The organism is Exiguobacterium sp. GL_137 (assembly GCF_057834585.1).
Map to the genome: position 1 here is coordinate 2,283,740 of NZ_CM174406.1, position 20,367 is coordinate 2,304,106.

18 protein-coding genes and 1 pseudogene are annotated in these 20,367 nt (G+C 47.8%); 7 read left to right on the plus strand and 12 right to left on the minus strand.

Annotation, left to right across the window (positions count from 1 at the left end; all coding sequences use genetic code 11):
• Nucleotides 1-68: 68 nt before the first annotated feature.
• The 4 genes from yugI to AC3IRK_RS11985 all read right to left on the minus strand — a co-directional run bounded on the left by yugI (nt 69) and on the right by AC3IRK_RS11985 (nt 4,583).
• Entirely contained in the window at nt 69-461 is a 393-nt protein-coding gene (gene yugI, locus AC3IRK_RS11970) for a S1 domain-containing post-transcriptional regulator GSP13 (RefSeq protein ID WP_014971071.1), read from the minus strand.
• Between the two features lie 377 nt (nt 462-838).
• On the minus strand, nt 839-1,882 hold the full coding sequence (locus AC3IRK_RS11975) for a ribonucleotide-diphosphate reductase subunit beta (protein WP_114595190.1): 1,044 nt from the start codon (nt 1,880-1,882) through the stop codon (nt 839-841).
• Nucleotides 1,851-2,339 (minus strand): flavodoxin domain-containing protein, encoded by a 489-nt coding sequence (locus tag AC3IRK_RS11980; RefSeq protein WP_026827670.1) that lies wholly within the window; start codon nt 2,337-2,339, stop codon nt 1,851-1,853. Before AC3IRK_RS11980 ends, AC3IRK_RS11975 begins: the two co-directional genes overlap by 32 nt.
• Before the next feature lie 18 nt (nt 2,340-2,357).
• Nucleotides 2,358-4,583, minus strand: coding sequence for a ribonucleoside-diphosphate reductase subunit alpha (locus tag AC3IRK_RS11985; RefSeq protein ID WP_489170731.1), 2,226 nt, complete (start codon nt 4,581-4,583; stop codon nt 2,358-2,360).
• Between the two features lie 317 nt (nt 4,584-4,900).
• On the opposite strand from AC3IRK_RS11985, the gene AC3IRK_RS11990 reads away from it, so the two are divergent.
• Genes AC3IRK_RS11990 through AC3IRK_RS12010 form a run of 5 tightly spaced genes read left to right on the plus strand, consistent with a single transcriptional unit; the run spans nt 4,901 to nt 7,930 of the window.
• On the plus strand, nt 4,901-5,134 hold the full coding sequence (locus AC3IRK_RS11990) for a DUF1871 family protein (RefSeq protein WP_114595187.1): 234 nt from the start codon (nt 4,901-4,903) through the stop codon (nt 5,132-5,134).
• A gap of 13 nt (nt 5,135-5,147) precedes the next feature.
• Entirely contained in the window at nt 5,148-5,387 is a 240-nt protein-coding gene (locus AC3IRK_RS11995; protein ID WP_026827667.1) for a NifU N-terminal domain-containing protein, read from the plus strand.
• 58 nt (nt 5,388-5,445) lie between these two features.
• Nucleotides 5,446-6,240, plus strand: coding sequence for a glycosyltransferase family 2 protein (locus AC3IRK_RS12000; RefSeq protein ID WP_131502126.1), 795 nt, complete (start codon nt 5,446-5,448; stop codon nt 6,238-6,240).
• Nucleotides 6,240-6,743 carry an Lrp/AsnC family transcriptional regulator gene (locus AC3IRK_RS12005; RefSeq protein WP_131502127.1) on the plus strand — a complete coding sequence of 168 codons (504 nt, stop codon included), beginning with the start codon at nt 6,240-6,242 and terminating at the stop codon, nt 6,741-6,743. Before AC3IRK_RS12000 ends, AC3IRK_RS12005 begins: the two co-directional genes overlap by 1 nt.
• Nucleotides 6,740-7,930, plus strand: coding sequence for an aminotransferase (locus AC3IRK_RS12010; RefSeq protein ID WP_131972362.1), 1,191 nt, complete (start codon nt 6,740-6,742; stop codon nt 7,928-7,930). Before AC3IRK_RS12005 ends, AC3IRK_RS12010 begins: the two co-directional genes overlap by 4 nt.
• A 54-nt stretch (nt 7,931-7,984) precedes the next feature.
• Here the strand turns inward: AC3IRK_RS12010 and AC3IRK_RS12015 are convergent, their stop codons facing one another.
• Both AC3IRK_RS12015 and AC3IRK_RS12020 read right to left on the minus strand, forming a co-directional pair.
• Entirely contained in the window at nt 7,985-8,875 is an 891-nt protein-coding gene (locus AC3IRK_RS12015) for a MazG nucleotide pyrophosphohydrolase domain-containing protein (protein WP_426353942.1), read from the minus strand.
• On the minus strand, nt 8,841-9,026 hold the full coding sequence (locus AC3IRK_RS12020; protein ID WP_131502129.1) for a hypothetical protein: 186 nt from the start codon (nt 9,024-9,026) through the stop codon (nt 8,841-8,843). The genes AC3IRK_RS12015 and AC3IRK_RS12020 overlap by 35 nt, the downstream gene beginning before the upstream one ends.
• Before the next feature lie 86 nt (nt 9,027-9,112).
• Between AC3IRK_RS12020 and ytvI the strand changes: the two genes are divergently transcribed.
• Nucleotides 9,113-10,237, plus strand: a complete 1,125-nt coding sequence (gene ytvI, locus AC3IRK_RS12025; protein ID WP_131502130.1) for a sporulation integral membrane protein YtvI — start codon at nt 9,113-9,115, stop codon at nt 10,235-10,237.
• Here ytvI and AC3IRK_RS12030 read toward each other — a convergent pair.
• From AC3IRK_RS12030 to AC3IRK_RS12040, 3 genes are read right to left on the minus strand one after another with little or no spacing between them, the layout of a single operon-like run.
• On the minus strand, nt 10,221-10,889 hold the full coding sequence (locus AC3IRK_RS12030) for a DUF429 domain-containing protein (protein ID WP_131502131.1): 669 nt from the start codon (nt 10,887-10,889) through the stop codon (nt 10,221-10,223). The two genes, ytvI and AC3IRK_RS12030, sit on opposite strands and share 17 nt — an antisense overlap.
• Entirely contained in the window at nt 10,870-11,010 is a 141-nt protein-coding gene (locus tag AC3IRK_RS12035; protein ID WP_489170002.1) for a hypothetical protein, read from the minus strand. Before AC3IRK_RS12035 ends, AC3IRK_RS12030 begins: the two co-directional genes overlap by 20 nt.
• Before the next feature lie 26 nt (nt 11,011-11,036).
• On the minus strand, nt 11,037-12,470 hold the full coding sequence (locus tag AC3IRK_RS12040) for a leucyl aminopeptidase (protein ID WP_131972360.1): 1,434 nt from the start codon (nt 12,468-12,470) through the stop codon (nt 11,037-11,039).
• A 354-nt stretch (nt 12,471-12,824) separates the two neighbouring features.
• Here AC3IRK_RS12040 and ptsP point away from each other — a divergent pair, with 354 nt between their 5' ends.
• The gene (gene ptsP, locus AC3IRK_RS12045) at nt 12,825-14,549 is read left to right on the plus strand and encodes a phosphoenolpyruvate--protein phosphotransferase (protein ID WP_188004624.1); all 1,725 of its coding nucleotides are present in this window, start codon (nt 12,825-12,827) and stop codon (nt 14,547-14,549) included.
• Nucleotides 14,550-14,886: 337 nt separating this feature from the next.
• Here ptsP and AC3IRK_RS12050 read toward each other — a convergent pair whose 3' ends face one another.
• The 3 genes and pseudogenes from AC3IRK_RS12050 to ptsG (AC3IRK_RS12060) all read right to left on the minus strand — a co-directional run.
• A complete protein-coding gene (locus tag AC3IRK_RS12050) occupies nt 14,887-16,398 on the minus strand; it encodes an MDR family MFS transporter (protein ID WP_489170003.1) in 1,512 nt (503 codons plus the stop codon).
• Between the two features lie 150 nt (nt 16,399-16,548).
• Complete coding sequence (gene ptsG, locus AC3IRK_RS12055) at nt 16,549-18,642, minus strand: glucose-specific PTS transporter subunit IIBC (protein WP_426353947.1); 2,094 nt, start codon at nt 18,640-18,642, stop codon at nt 16,549-16,551.
• Between the two features lie 153 nt (nt 18,643-18,795).
• Nucleotides 18,796-20,298: pseudogene (gene ptsG, locus AC3IRK_RS12060) on the minus strand (glucose-specific PTS transporter subunit IIBC); the annotation flags it as partial.
• Between the last annotated feature and the right edge of the window lie 69 nt (nt 20,299-20,367).

Here is a 20,367-nt window from a genome sequence, read left to right on the forward strand (position 1 = left end):
TTGCATCTATTTTAATGCTTATAACGCAAAAAAAGAGAACCGACCGATGTCGATTCCCTTTCAAAATCTTATTTTTGGAAGTTTGATTTTTCAATCCATTCTTCCAATTTGCCTTTTAACACGTTGAAGCCAGGAGCTTCTTCTTGTTTGAAAGCAGGACCTGCATCGCGACGGCCAGTGTTTTTGCGTGGGCCTTTAGCGCGTGCTTCGCGTTTTGGAGCTTCCTGTGTTGCTTTGATCGAAAGCTTCATTTTTTTGTTAGCTTCGTCGATGTCGAGAACTTTAACAGTTACTTCATCGCCAACTTTTACGTAATCGTTGATGTCTTTTACGTAATCGTGTGAGATTTCTGAGATGTGGACGAGACCTTGTGTTTGCTCGTCAAGTGCTACGAAAGCACCGAAGTTTTGAATACCAGTTACTTTACCAGTAACGACTTGGTCTTTTTCAAAGTTTGCCATAGTTTATACACTCCCTAACTAAATTCATCAACTTATAATAACATACTTTTTACGGATGGTAAAAAATATTTTTCAAATTGTTTATTTTTTATTTTACCAGGGAACAAATTAGTAGCAAGACTTCAAGTATTCCCCCTGATTCTGCCGGACTTTTCGAGTCCGGCCCTTTTTTGTTTCAACTTACTTTTTCACGCAAAAAGGACAGGTCCGGTCTGCCCGCTTTCCGCGGACAAGCCATCATGCCGCTTCAGATGCGATGCATCTTCCAGGGTCAGGATTGACTTGTATTTCCGCAGGAGTCGAGCATGACCTCACCTGTCCTAGCGTAAAGGAAATTTCACGGTGAAGCAATCAAAAAATAAAGATTCGGGAATGGCTTACAAATCGTCAAATCCGTTTGCATCCGTCACTTTCGCATATGACCGTGATTTTTGCTCGAAGAAATCGGATTTCGTCGCATTCATCGAGTCGTCGGAATACGCCCGGATCCATGGCATGACGTCTTCATCATGTCCTTCATACAGATCGTCGAGCCCGATGACACGGAGACGTTTGTTGGCGAGGTATTTGACATAGTCACGCATCTCGCTGACATCAAGTCCGTCCAAGTCACGTAACACGTATTCACTCCACTCGATTTCGAGATCAACAGCACGCTCGAATGTGGCATAGACGAACTTCGTGAATGAACCGTCGGCATCGATTTGCGGATGTTCTGTCAAGACGGCACGTAACAGCTGACTGATGAAGTACGAGTGTTGCAACTCGTCGCGTTGGATATAACTGATCATCGTCGACGTTCCGACCATTTTCTGATGGCGCGCCAGGTTATAAAAGAACGCAAATCCGGAGTAGAAGTTGATTCCTTCAAGAACGATTGAGGCGACGAGTGATTTCGCAAAGTTTTCCGGTGTCCGGTCGTTTTGGAAATCTTCATACAGATCTAGAATAAAAGCATTCCGCTTCATGACCATGTCATCATCTTTGGCGATGTCGAAGATCCGGTTTTGTTCTGACAACGGTACGAGACTCGACAGCACGTAGCTGTACGATTGGTTATGCACGACTTCCTGTTGGGCCACAATCGCGAGGATCGCATGAATCGAGGCGTCTGACGTAAACATTGCCGACTCCAGGATATAGCGGGTCTGGACAGAGTCAAGAATCGATAACAGACCGATGATCCGCTTAAACGCATCCTGTTCCCGCTCGCTCAATTGATTCCACTGTTGCATGTCTTTTGACATCGAAATTTCGTCCGGAATCCAGAAGTTCGATAACAGTTGTTTATAGATCGAATAAAACTGCGGATATGCGATGTCGTTCCAGTTGACGATCGAGCTTGTCTCGCCACCGATGATCGCTGTCGCACGATTTGGATGACGGGCATCAAGCAGTTTGATTTTTTGTAGTTGTTCCATGTTGTTCGGCTCCCTCTTGCTGTAATTGCAGTAGTGTTCGGCGTGTCCACTCTTTGACCATGTGCGGCCGGTTTCGCGGCGATTGTTCGATTTTGAGTAATTCACCTGCGAGCGGTACCCCGAACTTCGCGAGATGATACGCCATCTCATCGACGGCGCGGCAATATTTGACAAACATTTTATCACCCGTCCCAAAGACAGCCGCCTGCGGAATCGCGTGCGGACTTTCCTTTAAGACCAGCTTCAGACAATCCCGCATCTCATCCGGCAATTGTCCGTCTCCCCAGGTGTACGAACCAAAATAGACGATATCATAAGGGACCAGCTGATACGTCGTCACATCATCGGCAAAGATCATCGTCGGTTCGACCTGCATTTCGGAACATGCTTTTGCAATCAGTTCCGCAACCTCCTCTGTATTTCCGCTCATTGACGCATATACGATTGCTGCCTTCATGATATCGTCCTCCTTCTCTTATGATGAACACGACTCACATTCATCGATTTCGACGGTCGTCGAACGTGTGTAGTAAATCGTCTTCATCCCCAGCTGCCATGCCTCCATGTGCATCTCGAGTAACTCTTTTGCTTTGACACTGTTTTTGACGTAGAGATTAAAGCTGATTGCTTGGTCAATATGACGTTGGCGTGAGGCATTTTGACGGATGCTCCAAAGCTGATCAATCTCAAACGCTGATTTATAGAACCAGTTCGTTTCCGGTGTCAAATCGGGCACTGTGACTGGAATCTTGTAGTTTTTCTTCTCTTCCGCATAAACCTTCTTGTAAATCGGATCGATCGAAGCCGTACTTCCGGCGATGATTGCCGTCGACGAGTTCGGGGCGACTGCCATCAGATAGGCATTTCGCATACCGTGTTCTGTGATGTCGGCTTGCAGACGATCCCAGTTCAGTTCAGTCGTTGTTTTGTAGTGACGGCGGGCGATGTATTCCCCTGTCTGCCATTCCGATCCTTCAAAGAGACGGTAAGCGCCTTTTTCTTTCGCCAGTTGCATAGACGCATCAATCGTCAAGTACGCAATTTTTTCGTAAAGACGATCGGCATACTGAACAGCCTCGACCGACTCCCAGCGGATGCCTTCGAGAGCGAGCAGATGATGCCAGCCGAATGTTCCGAGACCGACGGCGCGGTATTTTTGATTCGTAATCTGTGCTTGCGGCACGTCAATCGTATTTAAATCGATGACGTTATCAAGCATCCGCATTTGAATCGGAATCAACCGTTCCAATACATTTTCACGGACAGCACGCGCAAGCGCAATCGAAGATAAGTTACAAACAACGAAATCGCCCGGTGTTTTCGTGATGATGATTTTGCCGTCTTCCGTGTACTCTTCTGTGACAGTCGTCGGGCTCATGTTTTGCATGATTTCCGAACAGAGGTTAGACGAATAAATCATTCCCGCATGTTTGTTCGGGTTGGCACGGTTTACTGCATCACGGAAGAACATGTACGGTGTGCCTGTTTCGAGCTGCGAACGCATATAGCGTTTGACGAGATCAATCGCCGGTACTTTCGTCCGGCTCAGACGCGGTTCATTGACACACGCTGTGTATTTCTCCGTGAAGCTGCCGCCTTGTTCCGTTTCATCAAACGAATCTTCCAGGCTGAAGCCCATCACCGTCCGAATTTCGTGCGGGTCGAACAAGTACCAGTCACCGCGCGCTTCGACCGTCCGCATGAAATGGTCCGGTAAGCTGACGCCTGTGAACAAGTCATGTGTCCGCAACCGTTCGTCCCCGTTGTTCAATTTCGCATCGAGGAACTCAAGAATATCTTTATGCCAAATATCGAGATAAACGGCGATTGAACCTTGGCGCATACCGAGCTGATCGACGCTGACCGCTGTGTTGTTCAACTGTTTCATCCACGGAATGACACCGCTTGAAACTCCTTTAAATCCTTTAATGTCTGACCCGCGTGAACGGATTTTCCCCATGTAGACACCGATTCCGCCGCCGCCTTTTGACAGTGTCGCAACATCGGTATTCGAATCATAGATACCCCGCAACGAATCATCGACTGTATCGATGAAACATGATGACAGTTGTCCGTATGATTTACCGGCATTCGATAAAGTCGGTGTCGCAACAGTCATGTAGAGATTCGAAAGTGCCCAGTAAGACTCTTTGACGAGCTCGATCCGGCGGTCTTTTGGTTCTGTCTGCATGAGTGTCATCGCGATGATCATAAAACGTTCCTGCGGCAATTCGTATAATTTCTTGACGTGGTCGCGCGCTAAGTAACGGTCGGATAATGTCCGGAGTCCGATATACGTGAACAGATGATCACGTGACGGGTCAATCGATGCCGCAAGTTCCTCGACTTCTTCTTTCGAATACGTCTCCAGAAGGTGGGGTGTGAAAATACCAATCTCCGTTAATTTTTCAATCAAGTGATATAGCGAGCCGTACCGTTCGTCCGCTGCATAGCCGCGGTTTTCACTCGCTTCAAGATACAACCGGTTCAAGTACGTTGCTGTCGCAACAAACGTCCAGTTCGGTTCTTCTGCCTTCAACATGTCAAGTGCATGCATGGTTAAGAGTTCATAGACTTGATCCGCCTGTAACGTCTTCCCTTCGAGTGCCCGAATCGCGCGTTCTGTGTAACGCTCGACGTCGAGCTCCGAGTATGATGCTGTAATCTGACGGATGACCGTATATACATCTTCTATTGTCATTGCACCTTGATAGATGCGTGCTGTATTCAGTGGAGATGCCACTATGAACCACTCCCATTCTCTAACTTTAAAATAGGTTCCGTTGCCGTAAAAAATGCGCTAAACTAAAAAAAGACGCCCTACATATAGAAAGTGTTATTCAATCTTCACTCTATATATAGACGTTTCAGGCATTTTTAAACCTATTTATCTACAAGATATAGGTTATCACTAAATGCCGGAAAAATAAGCCCTTGCATTGAAATTCAGGTCAAACAAATTTGAAAAGGCGGACTACCGCCTTTTGAGATATATTGAGATAAGGAGTTTTAGTGATTATGAGTTCAGAAGAACTTTTAAAAAAATATGATCCATTTCACCTAGGAGAAGGAAATTATCCGACGGAAATGTCTGCTATACTAAGCTTACTGACGGTTCATGATCAAATAAGCCCGCTTGCGGAAGCAATCGGGAGCGTTTTTGAAGAATCATTTGATGAACGACCGGATCAGCAGGAATTGATTTTACTCGCAACGAACTTACTTTTATGTGAAGCTTCGTGTGAACTTTGAAAGGAGACTGATTATGCAAGTTGACTACACGCCTAACCCGAACTCAGTAAAAATCACCCTCGACGGAGACCGTTTCGGTGCCAAGAGCACCAGCGTCAAAAAAGGGGATACACCGGAAGATGCTTTGCTCGCATCACTCATTACGATTGACGGCATCGATAATCTATTTGCATACGGTGATTTCGTCACCGTCACAAAAGAAGCTGACGCTGAATGGAATGACTTACTTCCGACAATCGAAGAAAAAATGTAAATATCTCACAAGGACACCTGAATTTCAAGGGTGTCTTTGTTCTAAGGAGACGACTTAAATGCCGATGGTCTCAGTCATCATCCCCACATATAACAGATTGCGTGAGTTGCGCGAAGCACTGACCGCACTGACAAAACAAATCTATCAGGATTTTGAAGTCATCATCTTAAACAATAACGGCGAGCCGCTGACTCCTGTCCTGACTGACTTTCAGGACAAACTGACAATCACGTCAATCGATTTGCCGGAAAACCACCATGTCCGGGCACGAAATCACGGTGTCTCGTTAGCAACAGGAAAGTATATCCTTCTCCACGACGACGACGATTTATTGTTGCCTTCACATATCGAGGAAGTTGTCGGCGATCTTGAGGCCGGTGCGGACTTGACGTACGTCGATGCCGAACTGTTCACTTACGAGTGGCAACAGGACCGGCGTGTCGTAAAAACGACGGAACCTTTTGCTTATCCGTATGACCGGGAAGCGATGAAAGAGGATTCGACCTATATCCCGTCCGGTTCCCTCTATCGCAAGTCACTTCATGAAAAACTTGGTTTATTTGATGAAGACGTCTTCAACTATTGGGATTGGGACTGGATTTTGCGTGTCGGACAGGATCATCTCGTTCTGCACCCGGCCCGGGCAACCGTCCTGTATGCGTTTAATCCTGCGGGCAACCACCAATCGGCTAAGCAGGATGCGTCGCGTCGCGTCTATTTTGACCGACTCGTCGAAAAGCATCATCTCCCGACAACTGATATGAAAAATTTCCACATCGTACAAGAGGAACGTCGCTCCCGGCTACGCGAGACACGCCGGACGTTCCATGGCAACCTGACAGAAAGCGAGTGATGATTGTGTACACAGACAAACAACTAGAACTACTGGAATTATTGACGCAGAATGGACCGGTCGATCCTGTCTTAGCTGCTCAAATGCTTAATTTGACAGAGGAAGAGGTGTCATCTTCACTCGAGACGTTTAAACAAGACGGGGTCCTGCTCGGTTATACAGCCGTTATCGACTGGCAAAAAATCCATGCTCACCATGGCGTGACCGCTTTCATCGATGTCAAAGTGACACCGAAACGGGGACGCGGCTTTGATGAGGTCGCAGAACGCATCCACCGCTTCCCGGAAGTGACGTCACTCTATTTGATGTCAGGAGCATACGATTTACAAGTCGTCCTTGACGGAAAATCCCTGCAGGAAGTATCACAGTTCGTCTCAGAAAAATTATCGACACTCGATTCTGTCATTTCGACGACAACCCATTTCCGTCTCAAAACGTATAAACATGACGGCGTTTTATTCAGCCAGGATGACGGGGACAAACGATTGAAGGTGTCTCCATGAAACATTTATCTGAACGTGTCGAACGATTGGCCCCTTCCGGTATCCGGCGTTTTTTTGATTTAGCCGGTTCGATGGAAGATGTCATCTCGCTTGGTGTCGGCGAACCTGATTTTGTCACCCCCTGGAATGTCCGGGAAGCCAGTTTCGCTGCGCTCGAACAAGGTTATACGGCATACAGTGCCAATGCCGGATTAGTCGAATTACGCCAGGAGATCCGTTTGTACATGCAAGAAAAATTTTCGATTGACTATCAGGTCGCGGACGAAATCATCGTCACGACCGGTGCTTCGGAAGGACTCGATTTAGCCTTTCGGACGTTGATCAATCCGGGAGACGAAGTCATCGTCGTTGAACCGGCCTTCGTCTCGTATGCTCCATTGATTGAACTGGCAGGCGGTATTCCTGTCGCGGCAGCCTGTCGTGCAGAAGACGGATTTACGATTCAGCCGGAAACGATTGAAGCGGTCATCACAGACCGGACAAAAGCGATCATCTTTTGTTTCCCGTCCAATCCGACCGGTTCCGTCATGACACGCGATCAATTGGCTGATCTCGCGTTGCTTGCCAAGAAACATGATCTTTATGTCATCAGCGATGAAATCTACGCTGAACTTTCTTATGAAGACGAGCCGACTTGTTTTGCGACCCTTCCCGATATGCGGGAACGGACGATTGTCATCAACGGGTTTTCTAAAGCCTTTGCGATGACCGGTTGGCGGCTCGGTTTTACCTGTGCCCCGCCCGCTATCAGCCAGGCGATGCTGAAAGTTCATCAGTATGGCATGATGTGTGCCCCGACGCTCGTTCAGTTCGCCGGAATCGAAGCCTTACGTTCGCGTCATAAGACAGTTCCGGATATGGTCCGCAGTTACCGGCAACGGCGGAACTATTTCGTCAAAGCGTTAAATGACGCCGGACTGCCGACGCATTCACCGGGTGGGGCGTTCTATGCCTTCCCGTACATCGGCGGAACCGGTTTGACGAGTGAGGAATTCGCAGAGCAACTGTTGCTTGCGGAACGCGTCGCGGTCGTCCCCGGTTCTGTATTCGGTGCAAGTGGAGAAGGTTATGTCCGGGCCAGTTATGCCAGTTCGATCGAACAGCTCCAACAGGCGATTCACCGGATCAACCGTTTCATGCAACACTTGAATCAGAAACAGGTCGAACTATCGAATCCCTCAAGATGATCTACACCAAAAGAAGCATCCATTCCAAATTGGGAAAGGATGCTTCTTTTTTAGTTACTCATCGACATGTAGGACGATAAACATCCGGTGGTCGTCTTCCGCATGATACGGCGATACCGGACCGAGTTGAGGGGCATAGACATCAATCCGGTACGGTGCTTCTTTAAACGACAGCGGTGTCTGTTCCTTAATGATTCGTCCGATTTCATCAGCCTGATCTTTGACGCTTCGTAAACTGTCAGTCCGCTCGATCGGAGCCTCGATGACGAATCCATCAATGCCTTCAATCCGGGCACAACGCAAGAACCGGCGTAACGACGGCAGTGACGCCCGAATATGCGCCTCGAGCGAGAGGCCGCTTTCATGGACGGGTGCACCCCAGAGACGTTCCGTATTGCCCGTTGCGCTTCGGAAGTGATCAATCGTCGCTTCTGTCACCGGATCACGTGTCAAAGCAAACCGTTTACGGTCACGATTCAGATTCTTCTCGTTTGTCCGGTCGATTTCTTTCAGGAGGTTGATTCCGAGGGGACGGGCCAACCGGAACAGTTCACGCTGGAGACGGGCGAGCGATGTCCCGATCGGAATGACGTCTTCCGTCTTTTTCGGCGGCTTGTCACCTTCATATCCGTTCATGACACGAGCGACCTGCCCCGTTTCATGAACAAGGCGGTAAAACGAACCTCGCACCTCGTCTTCGATCGTCCCGAGCTGTTGATGTTGCTGTGCCAAATCCGTCACGTATTGATTCGCAAGACAGGTCGAAATCATCAGGACATCGACCAGTTCCGCTTGAAACGACGACTCGTCTCCGGTTTCGAGCGCCTCCCCGACTTCACCGACCTCCTCAATCAAACGGGCTAATCCAGATAACGGGCGAAAATATCCTCCGAGCGCTCGAATCGTTTCATCAACCTTTTGTTGAAGAAGAATCATCTCCTGCATCGTCCTGCACCTCCGCCAGTCCCTTCACAAGCCGGTCTTCCGATTGTTCCTTAAATCGTTTCGTAAACTGTTGGTTCTTCCGCCATTCCCGAACAGCCAGTCCGCTCGCAACGGCGAGCGAGACGAGTAATCCCATTTCTTTTCGTTTCATCTGAATTCCTCCCCTTTTGAACGATACGTTCGTCTGACAAACATGATATGATGATGACATTCCATACATAGTAAGAGGTGTTGCTTATGTCGACTGAACGTTTGTGGCAATTAGCCCGTTTCATTGGCGTCATCCTTGCCATCTTTTTCACCGGTTGGCTGATCGTTCGCTTGTCTTCTTTCATGTACCCGTTCGTCTTTGCTTTTCTATTGGCTTTATTCAGTCGGCCGCTCGTCGACTTTTTCCAAAAACGACTTCGGATCAACCGCGGTTGGGGTGCTCTGCTGTCCATCATTTTAATGAGCGGTTTATTGATCGGCTCGCTCGTCTTGATCATCATGCAGTTGATTCGTGGACTTGTGTTTGTCGCCAATCAGCTGCCGGCACAAATCCAGGAGCTGAGTCTTTATTTCCAAAAACTCTACAACGAAAAGCTGGCACCGATTTGGAACGATGCGTCGGAAGCCCTTCGCTCACTTGAACCGTCACAACAAAATACGGTCCAAAACAGTATCCAGTCCCTCGGCAGTTCCCTTGCCAGTGCGATCGGTGAAGGCTCCAAAAGTGTCGCCGGGATGTTGCAGACGATTTTAGCGACATTACCCTCCATCGCGTTGATTTTAGTCATCGTCTTGCTCGCCTGGTTCTTCATCTCAAAAGACTGGCACAAGTACGAAATCAGATTGAAGCAATACGAAATGTTACCATGGTTCGCCCGTGCCGAATCGGTTGTCACGAGTCTCCGGTCCGCTTTGTTCGGTTATATCAAAGCGCAACTGACATTGATTACGATTACATTTTTCATCGTCCTGATCGGACTGTTGATCATCGGAGTCGAGCATCCGTTTGCGATCGCCTTTATCGCGGCATTTTTTGACATCTTACCCTATCTTGGAACCGGCTCCGTCTTTTTGCCTTGGATTGCCTATTCCATCATTACGGGAGATACGGGTCTTGCCATCGGTCTTGCGATTCTTTACGGAATCGTCATCTTACAACGCAATATCATGGAACCTAAAATCGTCGGCGATAACATCGGTATTCAACCGATCACCGCCTTAATCGCCTTATTTGTCGGTATTCAGGTGTTCGGCGTCTTCGGATTGATTTTAGGTCCCTTGATTGCGGTCATCATCAAAGCGTTACACAACGCGAGGATTTTTCATTATCTTTGGGACTTTATCAAAGGATCACCTACACCATTTCGGTGAAGGTGATTTTTTTCGGTAATGCGGCATATAACGGAAATCCCATCGAATCAACCGGACGATCGTCCGGCACATAGACTGCCGGTAACGTGGCAGCAACTGCCAGGAGACAGGCATCGATCCAGTCGTCTGTCGCGACACCGCGCACATTTAGTTCCCAGTAAGCCGGACAACCGTACCGTCGCAACAGTTCTGCCCGCTCTGCCATTCCCTCGACCGTCCGTTTACTGTGACGTGCCGGATGACCGGTCAGGCGGGCAAAACAGACTTCCGGATGGGATTCCACCATGCCCGGTCGATAACAGTTCCGTACCTGTTGGATTTTCGGTAACAGATACCACGCTTGTTTGGAGAGACCGAAACCTGCCTGCTGCTTCGAATACTCGTTTGCTTCCGGATAACCGGCTTGCTCCAGTGCTGCACGCAACGGGGCATTAAAGACACTGCTCGTTCGGCCAGGCTTCAATTCTTCCCGTAACAACTGATCGACTGCCCGGCGTTTGTCTTCTTCCAGTCCAATCGGCATATCGATATAGGTCCGGGTTCCGCATTCGATTTCGTCGAGTGACGGAGCGACCGTCCAGGAAAACTGACCGTCTTGAATCGATACAGCCACCCATCCGGCTTTCGCCGCATCAATTCCGGTGACGTCCATTGGACTTCTCCCGCAGACTCTTAAGGAGCGATAAAATCATAAAGACACCAAAAAAAGTCGCTGCCGCTAAAGAAATCTGTTCCCGTGCATCCAGGTACCAGACGATACTAACGATTGTCATTAAAATGAGGACGCTGTTGACGCGCATCATTTTTCGCGTTCGACGAAATGATACAGACTGCGGACCATGACACCGGTCGCCCCTTTTGGACCAAGTTCCGTCGCGGCTTTTTGTTCGGATGTTCCGGCGATATCAAGGTGGAGCCACGGGGTCTCACCGACAAATTCACCGACAAACGCACCACCGAAAATCATATGTCCCATCCGTCCCGGTGAGTTATTTAAGTCTGCGACGTCCGAGCGTCGGACCTGCTTGATGAACTGATCAACGTACGGCATCTGCCAGACCATTTCGTTTGTCTCTTGTGTCACGGCTTCAAATCGTTCGTACAGATCAGCATCATTCGTCAATGCCCCTGTGATTTCTGTTCCAAGTGCCACTAAGACTCCGCCTGTCAGCGTCGCAAGGTCAATGATCATCTTCGGCTTGTATTCTTTGGCGTAGGTGACGGCATCTGCCAGGACAAGGCGTCCTTCCGCATCGGTGTTCAGGATTTCAATCGTTTTTCCTGCCATTGACGTGATGACATCATCCGGTTTAAAAGCATCACCGGAAATCATGTTATCCGTCGCCGGAATGACTCCCAAGACGTTTACATTCGGTTTAAGCTGACCGAGGGCTTCAAACAATCCGAGGACGGCTGCGGCTCCTCCCATATCCCCTTTCATCCCGACGATTCCGTCTTTTGGTTTAATCGAGTAACCGCCTGTATCGAAAGTCACACCTTTTCCGACGACGGCAATCGGAGCCTCGTCGCCTGCTCCTTTGTATTCAAGGACAATCAGTTTCGGTGGAATTGTCGACCCTTGATTGACGGCAAGCAATGCACCCATCCCGAGCGCTTCCATATCTGTTTTTTCAAGAATCTTCAAATCATGCCCGTGACGCTCGGCAATAAAGCGGGCTTCATCCGCCAAAGCAGGTGCAGTCAACAGGTTACCCGGCATCGTGACGAGACGGCGCGCGAGATTCGTCGCTTGCGCAAGTGCTTCCCCACGTACAACATCCTGATCTCCCGCGTCTGACCAGATTGTTAAATCCAGATCATATGTGCCCCGCGTGTTTGTTTTATAATGTTTGACTTCATATGTAGCTAAGCCAAACGTCTCAGCAATCAGTTCGACCGGTTGACCCGGGAAAGTCGTCGCATCAATCGTCACTTTGGATAACTGGCGTGCTTTCAAGAACTGAGCTGCTTTTCCGAATAATCGGCGAAGGCTGTCTGTCGTAAGTCCTTCGGCTTTCCCAAGACCGACGAACAACACACGTTCCACGGTTCCCGTCAGTGTCGGCAACAAGCGGAGTTCTCCTTGTTTCGTTGAGATATCCCCTCGGCGTACCCATTCATCCAAACGATCCGGATAAAGTGACCGGATCCGTTCCTCGACCGGCTGGTTTCCTGAAATACCGACAACGAGTACTTCGACATGAGCTTGTGGATCTACTTGATTCCATCGCATATTCAAATCCCCCTTTAGTGATACATATTAGTATGAAGTGTTTAATCCAATTTTCCAAATGATAGCCTCCGAGAAAAATGAAACCGTTCTCAAAGAAGACGTTCTTTAATTTGTCGATTTGAAGCGTTTCAAACAATTGTTGCCTGTTTCACAATATGATAGGATTAAACAGGTGAAAAGGACAGGCACTTCTATTTTAACGGTCATTTGGCAACGACAGAAATGTCTACGTTTTCATTCAAAGGGAGAGTCCGCAAGCGACCCGTTAAGAGAGATGCGTTTATGGGTATCTATAGATAGCAAAGAAATGACGTCGCTGCGGCGAAAAAACTTACTGAAAAGAGGGTAATGCACATGGCACAGCACATCAAAGGAATTGGCGCTTCTGCAGGGATTGCGATTGCAAAGGCATTCGTAATGGAAACACCTGTCTTTGACATTCCAACGAATAAAATCGAGGACTCGGCAGCAGAAAAGGAACGTTTCCAAGCCGCCATCGTTAAGTCGAAGGGTGAACTTGAAATCATCCGTGAAAACACATTAAAAGAACTCGGTGCAGACAAAGCGGAAATCTTCTCAGCTCACCTCTTGATCTTGGAAGACCCGGAAATCGTCAGCCAAGTCAACGCAAAAATTGACGATGAGAAGACCAATGCAGCCCAAGCACTCGATGAAGTGTCACAGATGATGGTCATGATTTTTGAATCCATGGATAACGAATACATGCGTGAGCGTGCAGCCGATGTCCGTGACGTTACAAAACGGACGATGGCCCACTTGCTCGGTATCACATTCGTTACACCGGCTCAAATCAATGAAGAAGTCATCATCATTGCAGAAGATTTAACACCTTCAGATACAGCACAACTCAACCGGAAGTATGCAAAAGGATTTGCTACGAACATCGGTGGACGGACTTCGCACTCGGCGATCATGTCCCGTTCTCTTGAAATTCCGGCTGTCGTCGGAACAAAAGTCGTCTTGACGGAAGTCAAACACGGTGATTTCTTGATTCTTGACGGTACAGAGGGTGACGTCATCGTCAACCCTTCAAGCGAACAAATCGCAGAGTATGAAGAAAAACGTTCAGCGTATATCGCTCAAAAAGAAGAGTGGAAAAAACTAAAAAACGAAAAAACAGTTACAGCAGACGGTCATCACGTCGAGCTCGCAGCGAACATCGGAACACCAAACGATGTAAAAGGCGTTCTCGAGAATGGTGCGGAAGCAGTCGGATTATACCGGACAGAGTTCCTTTACATGGACGCTGAAACGTTCCCGACGGAAGACGAGCAATTCACGGCTTACAAAACGGTTCTCGAATCGATGGGCGATAAAAAAGTTGTCATCCGGACACTCGATATCGGCGGCGACAAAGAGTTGTCTTACCTCGATCTCCCGCATGAGATGAACCCGTTCCTCGGCTACCGTGCAATCCGTCTTTGTCTGGACCAAACAGATCTCTTCCGGACACAGCTCCGTGCCCTTCTCCGGGCAAGCGCGTACGGAAAACTTGCTGTCATGTTCCCGATGATCGCGACACTCGAAGAATTCCGTGCAGCAAAAGCGCTTCTCTTGGAAGAAAAAGCAAACCTTCAAGCAGAAGGCGTGACGGTTTCTGAAGACATCGAAGTTGGTATGATGGTCGAGATTCCATCAACAGCTGTCATGGCGAAACAATTCGCGAAAGAAGTCGACTTCTTCTCAGTCGGAACAAACGACTTGATTCAATACACGATGGCAGCTGACCGGATGAATGAGAAAGTTTCATATCTCTACCAACCGTTCAACCCGGCCATCTTGAACCTCTTAAACAACGTCATCACAGAAGCACACAAAGCAGGCAAATGGGTCGGCATGTGTGGTGAGATGGCTGGAGAAGAACTCGCGCTTCCAATCCTTCTCGGACTCGGACTCGACGAATTCTCAATGTCAGCTTCTTCCGTCCTTCGTGCACGCAGCTTAATGACGCGCTTGAACAAAGCAGAATGTGAAGCAGTCGTTGAACAAGTACTCGATATGGATACAGCGGAAGATGTCGTTAACTTCCTCAGCACAACATTCGATATCAAAAAATAAGGTTTTTCAGACACGTCCCGTCTCGGGGCGTGTTTTTTTGTCTCGTTAACAAAGTATCCCCTTTTCCTTTACTTTGTGCGGGAAATCGGATTATCCTACGTCGAAATCATTCCTCTTTGTACTCGCTTTTCTCAGACGAGACACAAGCCAGTTTTCCTGCCCCGTGTGGGCAGAAAAGCGGGTCTTGTTTGTCTCTGACAGCGCAGTTTGCACTTGCGCTTTTTCCTGCAGGAGTCTCGTGCATTGAATGATTTCGAACAACAAAAAAGGAAAGCGGATTTTGACATCCACTTTCCTCTCGTCTGTTAATGTTTATCTAAATCGCTTTAACTACACATTATGCTTGTTTTGCTTTTGGTCGTTCGCCTTGTCCTTCTTTTAACGTCGGACGTTCATTCCCCATCAGGAACACAAAGATAACACCGAGTACTGCTGGAATCAAAGCCCACAGGTAGACGGATGAAATCGATTCGACAAGTGATGACTTGATGGCATTCGCTACTTCCGGCGGCATCTTCGCAAGGGCCGAAGCCGTCGGGAATTGTCCGCCATCCGGTGCATTGCCATTTGGCAACTGTTCACTGATCGTCGATGAGAATGTCCGCGACTGGACAATACCAAGAACTGTTACCCCGAGCGTCATTCCGATGGTCCGGAACGTCGATCCCATCGATGTGGCAGCACCGCGCCGTTGCATCTCAATTCCGTTGATACTCGCCAGGTTGAGTAACGAGAAACTGAATCCGACACCAAACCCTAAAATGATCATATAGATCGTGATGGCTGTTCTTGATGTTTCAAGCGACATCGTACTCAAGAGATAAACGCCTAATAAGAAGAAAACAGCTGAAACGAGCATGACATTCCGGAATCCGTATTTATTCGGTAGACGTCCACCGAGTTGGGCCGAAACGACGGATGCAATCAACATCGGCATCAAGATCAGACCCGAATTGGTCGCGCTACCACCAAATACACCTTGGACAAAAATCGGAATAAAGACACTGGCGGAGATAAAGACAAAGCCATAGAAGAAGGCTACGCCTTGTGTCGCCGCAAACAATTGCCGTCTAAATAAGCTGAACGTGATGACCGGATCAGCTGCCCGGCGTTCGATGAAGCCAAAGACGATGAAGGCAACAAGTGCTGCTCCAAACAAACCGAGGATTTGCGGTGAGTTCCACGCATAATCTTTTCCGCCCATTTCAAGTGCCAGCAGGAATAGGACAAGTCCGGCAACCAACGTCACCGCTCCGGCATAATCGATTTTTTGTGTCCGGTGAACCGGTGACTCCTTGTAAAACAGTGAAACGAGTGTTAACGCCAAAATCCCTAATGGAATATTGATATAGAAGACCCAGCGCCAATTGATGGCATCCGTTAAGACGGCACCAAGCAACGGACCAAAGATACTTGAAATTCCGAAGACGGCCCCAAACAATCCGCTGACTTTCCCCCGTTTTTCCGGTGGAAAAATATCAAAAATAATCGTAAAGGCGATTGGCATTAAAGCACCGCCGCCAAGACCTTGAACGGCACGATATACGGATAGTTCCACGATCGAGTCGGCCATTCCGCAAAGAATACTTCCTGCGATAAACAGTAACATTCCAAATAAGAAGAATCGTTTCCGACCATACATGTCACTCAATTTACCAAAAATCGGCATCCCGGCCACAGTCGCAATCATGTAGGCCGATGTGACCCATGCATATTGATCAAAGCCGTTTAATTCACTGACGATTGTCGGCATTGCTGTTGCAACGATGGTATTATCCATTGCCGCTACCAAAATCCCGATCAATAACCCTAACACCACATAGCGTGTTTTTGTCGAAGTCGTAGCCATCGACTCACCTCTTTCTTTTCAAAAAAATAGCTAATCTTCATAATAGCTTATTCATTGTATCATCGTATGTGCAAAATCTCACTGTTAAATGTTCGCTGCATATAAAAAAACACGATTCCAAAAACGGAATCGTGTTCATCGTACCGCTCATTATTTAATGTCATACGAAATCTTTTCACCGGCTTCGACTGTTTTTCCAACATCGACCGAGACTTTCCGGTCGCCGCTGTTCGTGACGATGATTGGCGTGAGTAACGATGGAACAAGTGGCCGGATTTGTTCTAGATCAACATTTAATAATGGTGATCCCGGTTCGACCCGATCGCCGGCTTTGGCGAGTGCTTCGAATCCTTTCCCTTCAAGCGAGACGGTATCGATTCCGATATGAATTAAAATTTCGTCTCCATTATCAGCAAGGATGCCAATCGCGTGTTTCGTCGGGAAGAACGTCGTGATTTCACCGGATACAGGAGAAACGACATATCCTTCTGTCGGCTCAATCGCATAACCGTCACCCATCATCCGTCCAGAGAAAACCTGATCCGGTACGTCATCAAGTGAACGAATCACACCGCTCAGTGGCGAAACATATCCTTCAACCGGTACATAGGCTCCATCTTTACCGGCTAAGTCAGAGCGGTCATCCGTCCGCGCTTCCGCTCCTGTTGGCACTTGTGGAATCGGATCAGCTTCCGGCTTAGCCGGCGGTTGATAGTTCGGGTCGTTCATAATTTCTGCCATTTCGGTCTTGATGCCATCCGACTTCGGACCAAAGATTGCCTGGACGTTATCCCCTACTTCGAGGACACCGGCAGCACCGAGTTGTTTCAAGCGCTCTTTGTTGACCCCTGATTTATCATTGACGGTAATCCGGAGTCGTGTGATACAAGCGTCCAAGTGTTTGATATTCGCGGGTCCACCAAAGGCTTGGAGAATTTCATACGGCAATTCACCGGCTGTCGCACCGGCTGTTGCTGCACCTTCCTGAATCGCTTCGCGTCCAGGAATCTTCAAATCAAATTTCTTGATGACGAAACGGAAACCAAAGTAATAAATGACCGCGAAGACGAGACCTACCGGAATGACGAGCCACCAGGAAGTCCGGTTTGGTAAAATACCGAACAACGTATAGTCAATCAATCCTCCGGAGAAGGTCATCCCGATCTTGACGTTTAAGATGTCCATGATCATGAACGACAATCCGGCAAACAAAGCATGGACTGCAAACAATAACGGTGCAACGAATACGAACGAAAACTCAACAGGTTCAGTGATCCCTGTCAGGAAAGAAGTCAGGGCAGCCGAGAAATATAACCCTTCAACTGCTTTTCGGCGATCTTTCGCAACCGTATGATACATCGCAAGACAGGCAGCAGGAAGTCCAAACATCATGAACGGATATTTTCCCGTCATATACGTTCCGGCTGTAAATGGAACACCATCTTTTAACTGGGCGAAGAAGATCCGCTGATCCCCGTTGACGAGATTACCGGCTTTATCGGTGTATTCACCGAACTGGAACCAGAAACTTGAATACCAAATATGGTGGAGACCAAACGGAATGAGGGAACGTTCGACTAATCCAAAAATGAAGGCAGATAACGTTTCGTTTGATTCGATGATGGTTTTCGAGAACGTGTTGATTCCTGTCCCGATTGGTGGCCAAATATAAGACAGTGCAAAACCAGCGACTAAACTGAATAGCGCTGTAGCAATTGGTACAAATCGTTTACCGGCAAAGAATCCAAGGAAATCCGGAAGTTTAATCTTAAAGAATTTATTATAGCTGTACGCCGCAATCAATCCGGCGATGATCCCTCCGAATACCCCCATTTGCAGGGTCGGTATCCCTAACACGGTGGCATACGATAAATCACTCGACTTTTGTGCTTCTGTAATCTTTTCAGGTGTAATCTGTAAAAATGAGCTGATAACTTTGTTCATGATCAAAAATCCGACAATCGCAGCTAACCCGGCGACCCCTTCACCATTCGCAAGGCCAATCGCAACCCCGACGGCAAACAGTAATCCTAAATTGGCAAAGATGATGTCCCCTGCATCTTGCATGACCCGCCAAATGACCACTAGTGCATCATTTTCGAGAAACGGAAGATACTGCGTCAGGTTCGGGTTTTGAAACGCCGTACCAAACGCCAGGAGCAGCCCCGCTGCCGGTAGGATTGCGACCGGTAACATCAGCGCTTTACCGATCCGTTGCAATACACCGAACACGTTTTTCCACATCAGTGATTTCCCTCCTTTTTTTGACCAAACTACTTACTTCATACCCTTAATGTTTCTTCCACAAAACTATTTCCTTCAGGTTTCTTTCCACAAAAAAAGAGCCTTCCCAAATCGGGAAAGCTCTTTTACTCATTAGACTGATTTTTCTTGTTTACGTGATGCGATGACAGCTTGAATTTCAGATTTAATGTTATCTGATTTCGGTCCGTAGATCGCTTGAACGTTGTTACCAACTTCAAGAACTCCTGCAGCACCTAATTTTTTCAATTCATTTTTGTCAACTTTTGATTTATCAAGGACTTCAACACGAAGACGTGTGATACATGCGTCCAGGTGTTTAATGTTTGATTCAGAACCAAGTGCATCAAGAATACCTGCTGCGAGTTCAGAACCTTGTGCCATTGATGTCTCTTGAACTTCGTCTTCACGACCCGGTGTTTTCAAGTTGAACTTGCGGATTGCGAAACGGAATCCGACGTAGTAAACAACTGCAAGAACAAGACCGACGACGATGACGAGCCACCACTGCGTGCGTCCTGGAAGGACACCGAAGAGAAGGAAGTCAATCAATCCACCTGAGAATGTCATACCGATTTTAACGTTCAAGAGTTGCATTGTCATGAACGAAAGACCTGCGAAGACTGCGTGAACTGCGAACAAGATTGGAGCAACGAATAAGAATGCGAATTCGATTGGCTCTGTGATACCTGTCAAGAATGCTGTAAGTGCTGCTGATCCAAGAAGACCACCAACGATTGCGCGACGCTCTGGGCGTGCTTCATGGTACATAGCAAGTGCTGCTGCCGGAAGACCGAACATCATGAACGGGAATTTACCAGTCATGAATGTACCAGCTGTCAAGGCAACGTTATCTTTTAACTGAGCGAAGAAGATCGCTTGGTCACCGTGAACAACTGTACCGGCTTTGTTCGTGTATGAACCGAACTCGAACCAGAATGGTGCGTAGAAGATGTGGTGAAGACCAAATGGAATCAATGAACGTTCAATGAGACCAAAGACGAATGCTGCAAGTGTTGGGTTTTTCTCCATCATGAAGTGGGAGAATGTGTTCAACCCGTCTTGAGCGAACGGCCAAACGAAAACAAGTACAAGACCTGCAAATAATGAAACAACTGCTGTAACGATTGGAACAAAACGTTTTCCTGCGAAAAATCCGAGGAATTGCGGCAATTCGAGATTATGATACTTCCCGTATGCCCAGGCTGCGATTAAACCGATGATGATACCACCGAAAACACCTGTTTGAAGTGTCGGGATACCGAGTACGTTTGCGTATCCTTGTCCGTTAGCAACCATTTCTGGTGTAACGCCGAGCCAAACGCTCATTGTTTTGTTCATGATCAGGAATCCGACGATGGCAGCAAGTCCGGCAGCGCCGTCTCCTGCTAATCCGATCGCGACACCGACCGCGAATAAGAGTGCTAAGTTACCGAAGATGATATCCCCGGCTGCTTCCATCAATTTTGCAACCTTGATGATTGCATCATTTTTTAAGAACTCGAGTTTTGACGTCAAGTTCGGATTTTGCATCGCGTTACCGAATCCAAGTAAGATCCCGGCAGCAGGCAAAATCGCAACAGGAAGCATCAACGCTTTACCGACACGTTGAAGAACAGCAAAAATCTGTTTGAACATGTGTGTTTCCTCCTTTTGATGTACGAGCTAAGAATAAGGAATAATACCAATGACAGGTCGAAAAAAGTC

Excerpts from the sequence above, each read along its gene's own strand:
- AC3IRK_RS12050 (WP_489170003.1), bottom strand. The coding sequence starts at position 16,398 with ATGGCTACGACTTCGACAAAAACACGCTATGTGGTGTTAGGGTTATTG.
- AC3IRK_RS12005 (WP_131502127.1), top strand. The coding sequence starts at position 6,240 with ATGATTGTGTACACAGACAAACAACTAGAACTACTGGAATTATTGACG.
- ptsG (WP_426353947.1), bottom strand. The coding sequence starts at position 18,642 with ATGTGGAAAAACGTGTTCGGTGTATTGCAACGGATCGGTAAAGCGCTG.
- AC3IRK_RS12010 (WP_131972362.1), top strand. The coding sequence starts at position 6,740 with ATGAAACATTTATCTGAACGTGTCGAACGATTGGCCCCTTCCGGTATC.
- yugI (WP_014971071.1), bottom strand. The coding sequence starts at position 461 with ATGGCAAACTTTGAAAAAGACCAAGTCGTTACTGGTAAAGTAACTGGT.
- AC3IRK_RS12040 (WP_131972360.1), bottom strand. The coding sequence starts at position 12,470 with ATGCGATGGAATCAAGTAGATCCACAAGCTCATGTCGAAGTACTCGTT.
- AC3IRK_RS12035 (WP_489170002.1), bottom strand. The coding sequence starts at position 11,010 with ATGACAATCGTTAGTATCGTCTGGTACCTGGATGCACGGGAACAGATT.
- AC3IRK_RS11980 (WP_026827670.1), bottom strand. The coding sequence starts at position 2,339 with ATGAAGGCAGCAATCGTATATGCGTCAATGAGCGGAAATACAGAGGAG.
- AC3IRK_RS12030 (WP_131502131.1), bottom strand. The coding sequence starts at position 10,889 with ATGGACGTCACCGGAATTGATGCGGCGAAAGCCGGATGGGTGGCTGTA.
- AC3IRK_RS11985 (WP_489170731.1), bottom strand. The coding sequence starts at position 4,583 with ATGACAATAGAAGATGTATATACGGTCATCCGTCAGATTACAGCATCA.
- AC3IRK_RS12020 (WP_131502129.1), bottom strand. The coding sequence starts at position 9,026 with ATGAAACGAAAAGAAATGGGATTACTCGTCTCGCTCGCCGTTGCGAGC.
- ytvI (WP_131502130.1), top strand. The coding sequence starts at position 9,113 with ATGTCGACTGAACGTTTGTGGCAATTAGCCCGTTTCATTGGCGTCATC.
- AC3IRK_RS11990 (WP_114595187.1), top strand. The coding sequence starts at position 4,901 with ATGAGTTCAGAAGAACTTTTAAAAAAATATGATCCATTTCACCTAGGA.
- AC3IRK_RS11975 (WP_114595190.1), bottom strand. The coding sequence starts at position 1,882 with ATGGAACAACTACAAAAAATCAAACTGCTTGATGCCCGTCATCCAAAT.
- AC3IRK_RS12000 (WP_131502126.1), top strand. The coding sequence starts at position 5,446 with ATGCCGATGGTCTCAGTCATCATCCCCACATATAACAGATTGCGTGAG.
- AC3IRK_RS11995 (WP_026827667.1), top strand. The coding sequence starts at position 5,148 with ATGCAAGTTGACTACACGCCTAACCCGAACTCAGTAAAAATCACCCTC.
- AC3IRK_RS12015 (WP_426353942.1), bottom strand. The coding sequence starts at position 8,875 with ATGCAGGAGATGATTCTTCTTCAACAAAAGGTTGATGAAACGATTCGA.
- ptsP (WP_188004624.1), top strand. The coding sequence starts at position 12,825 with ATGGCACAGCACATCAAAGGAATTGGCGCTTCTGCAGGGATTGCGATT.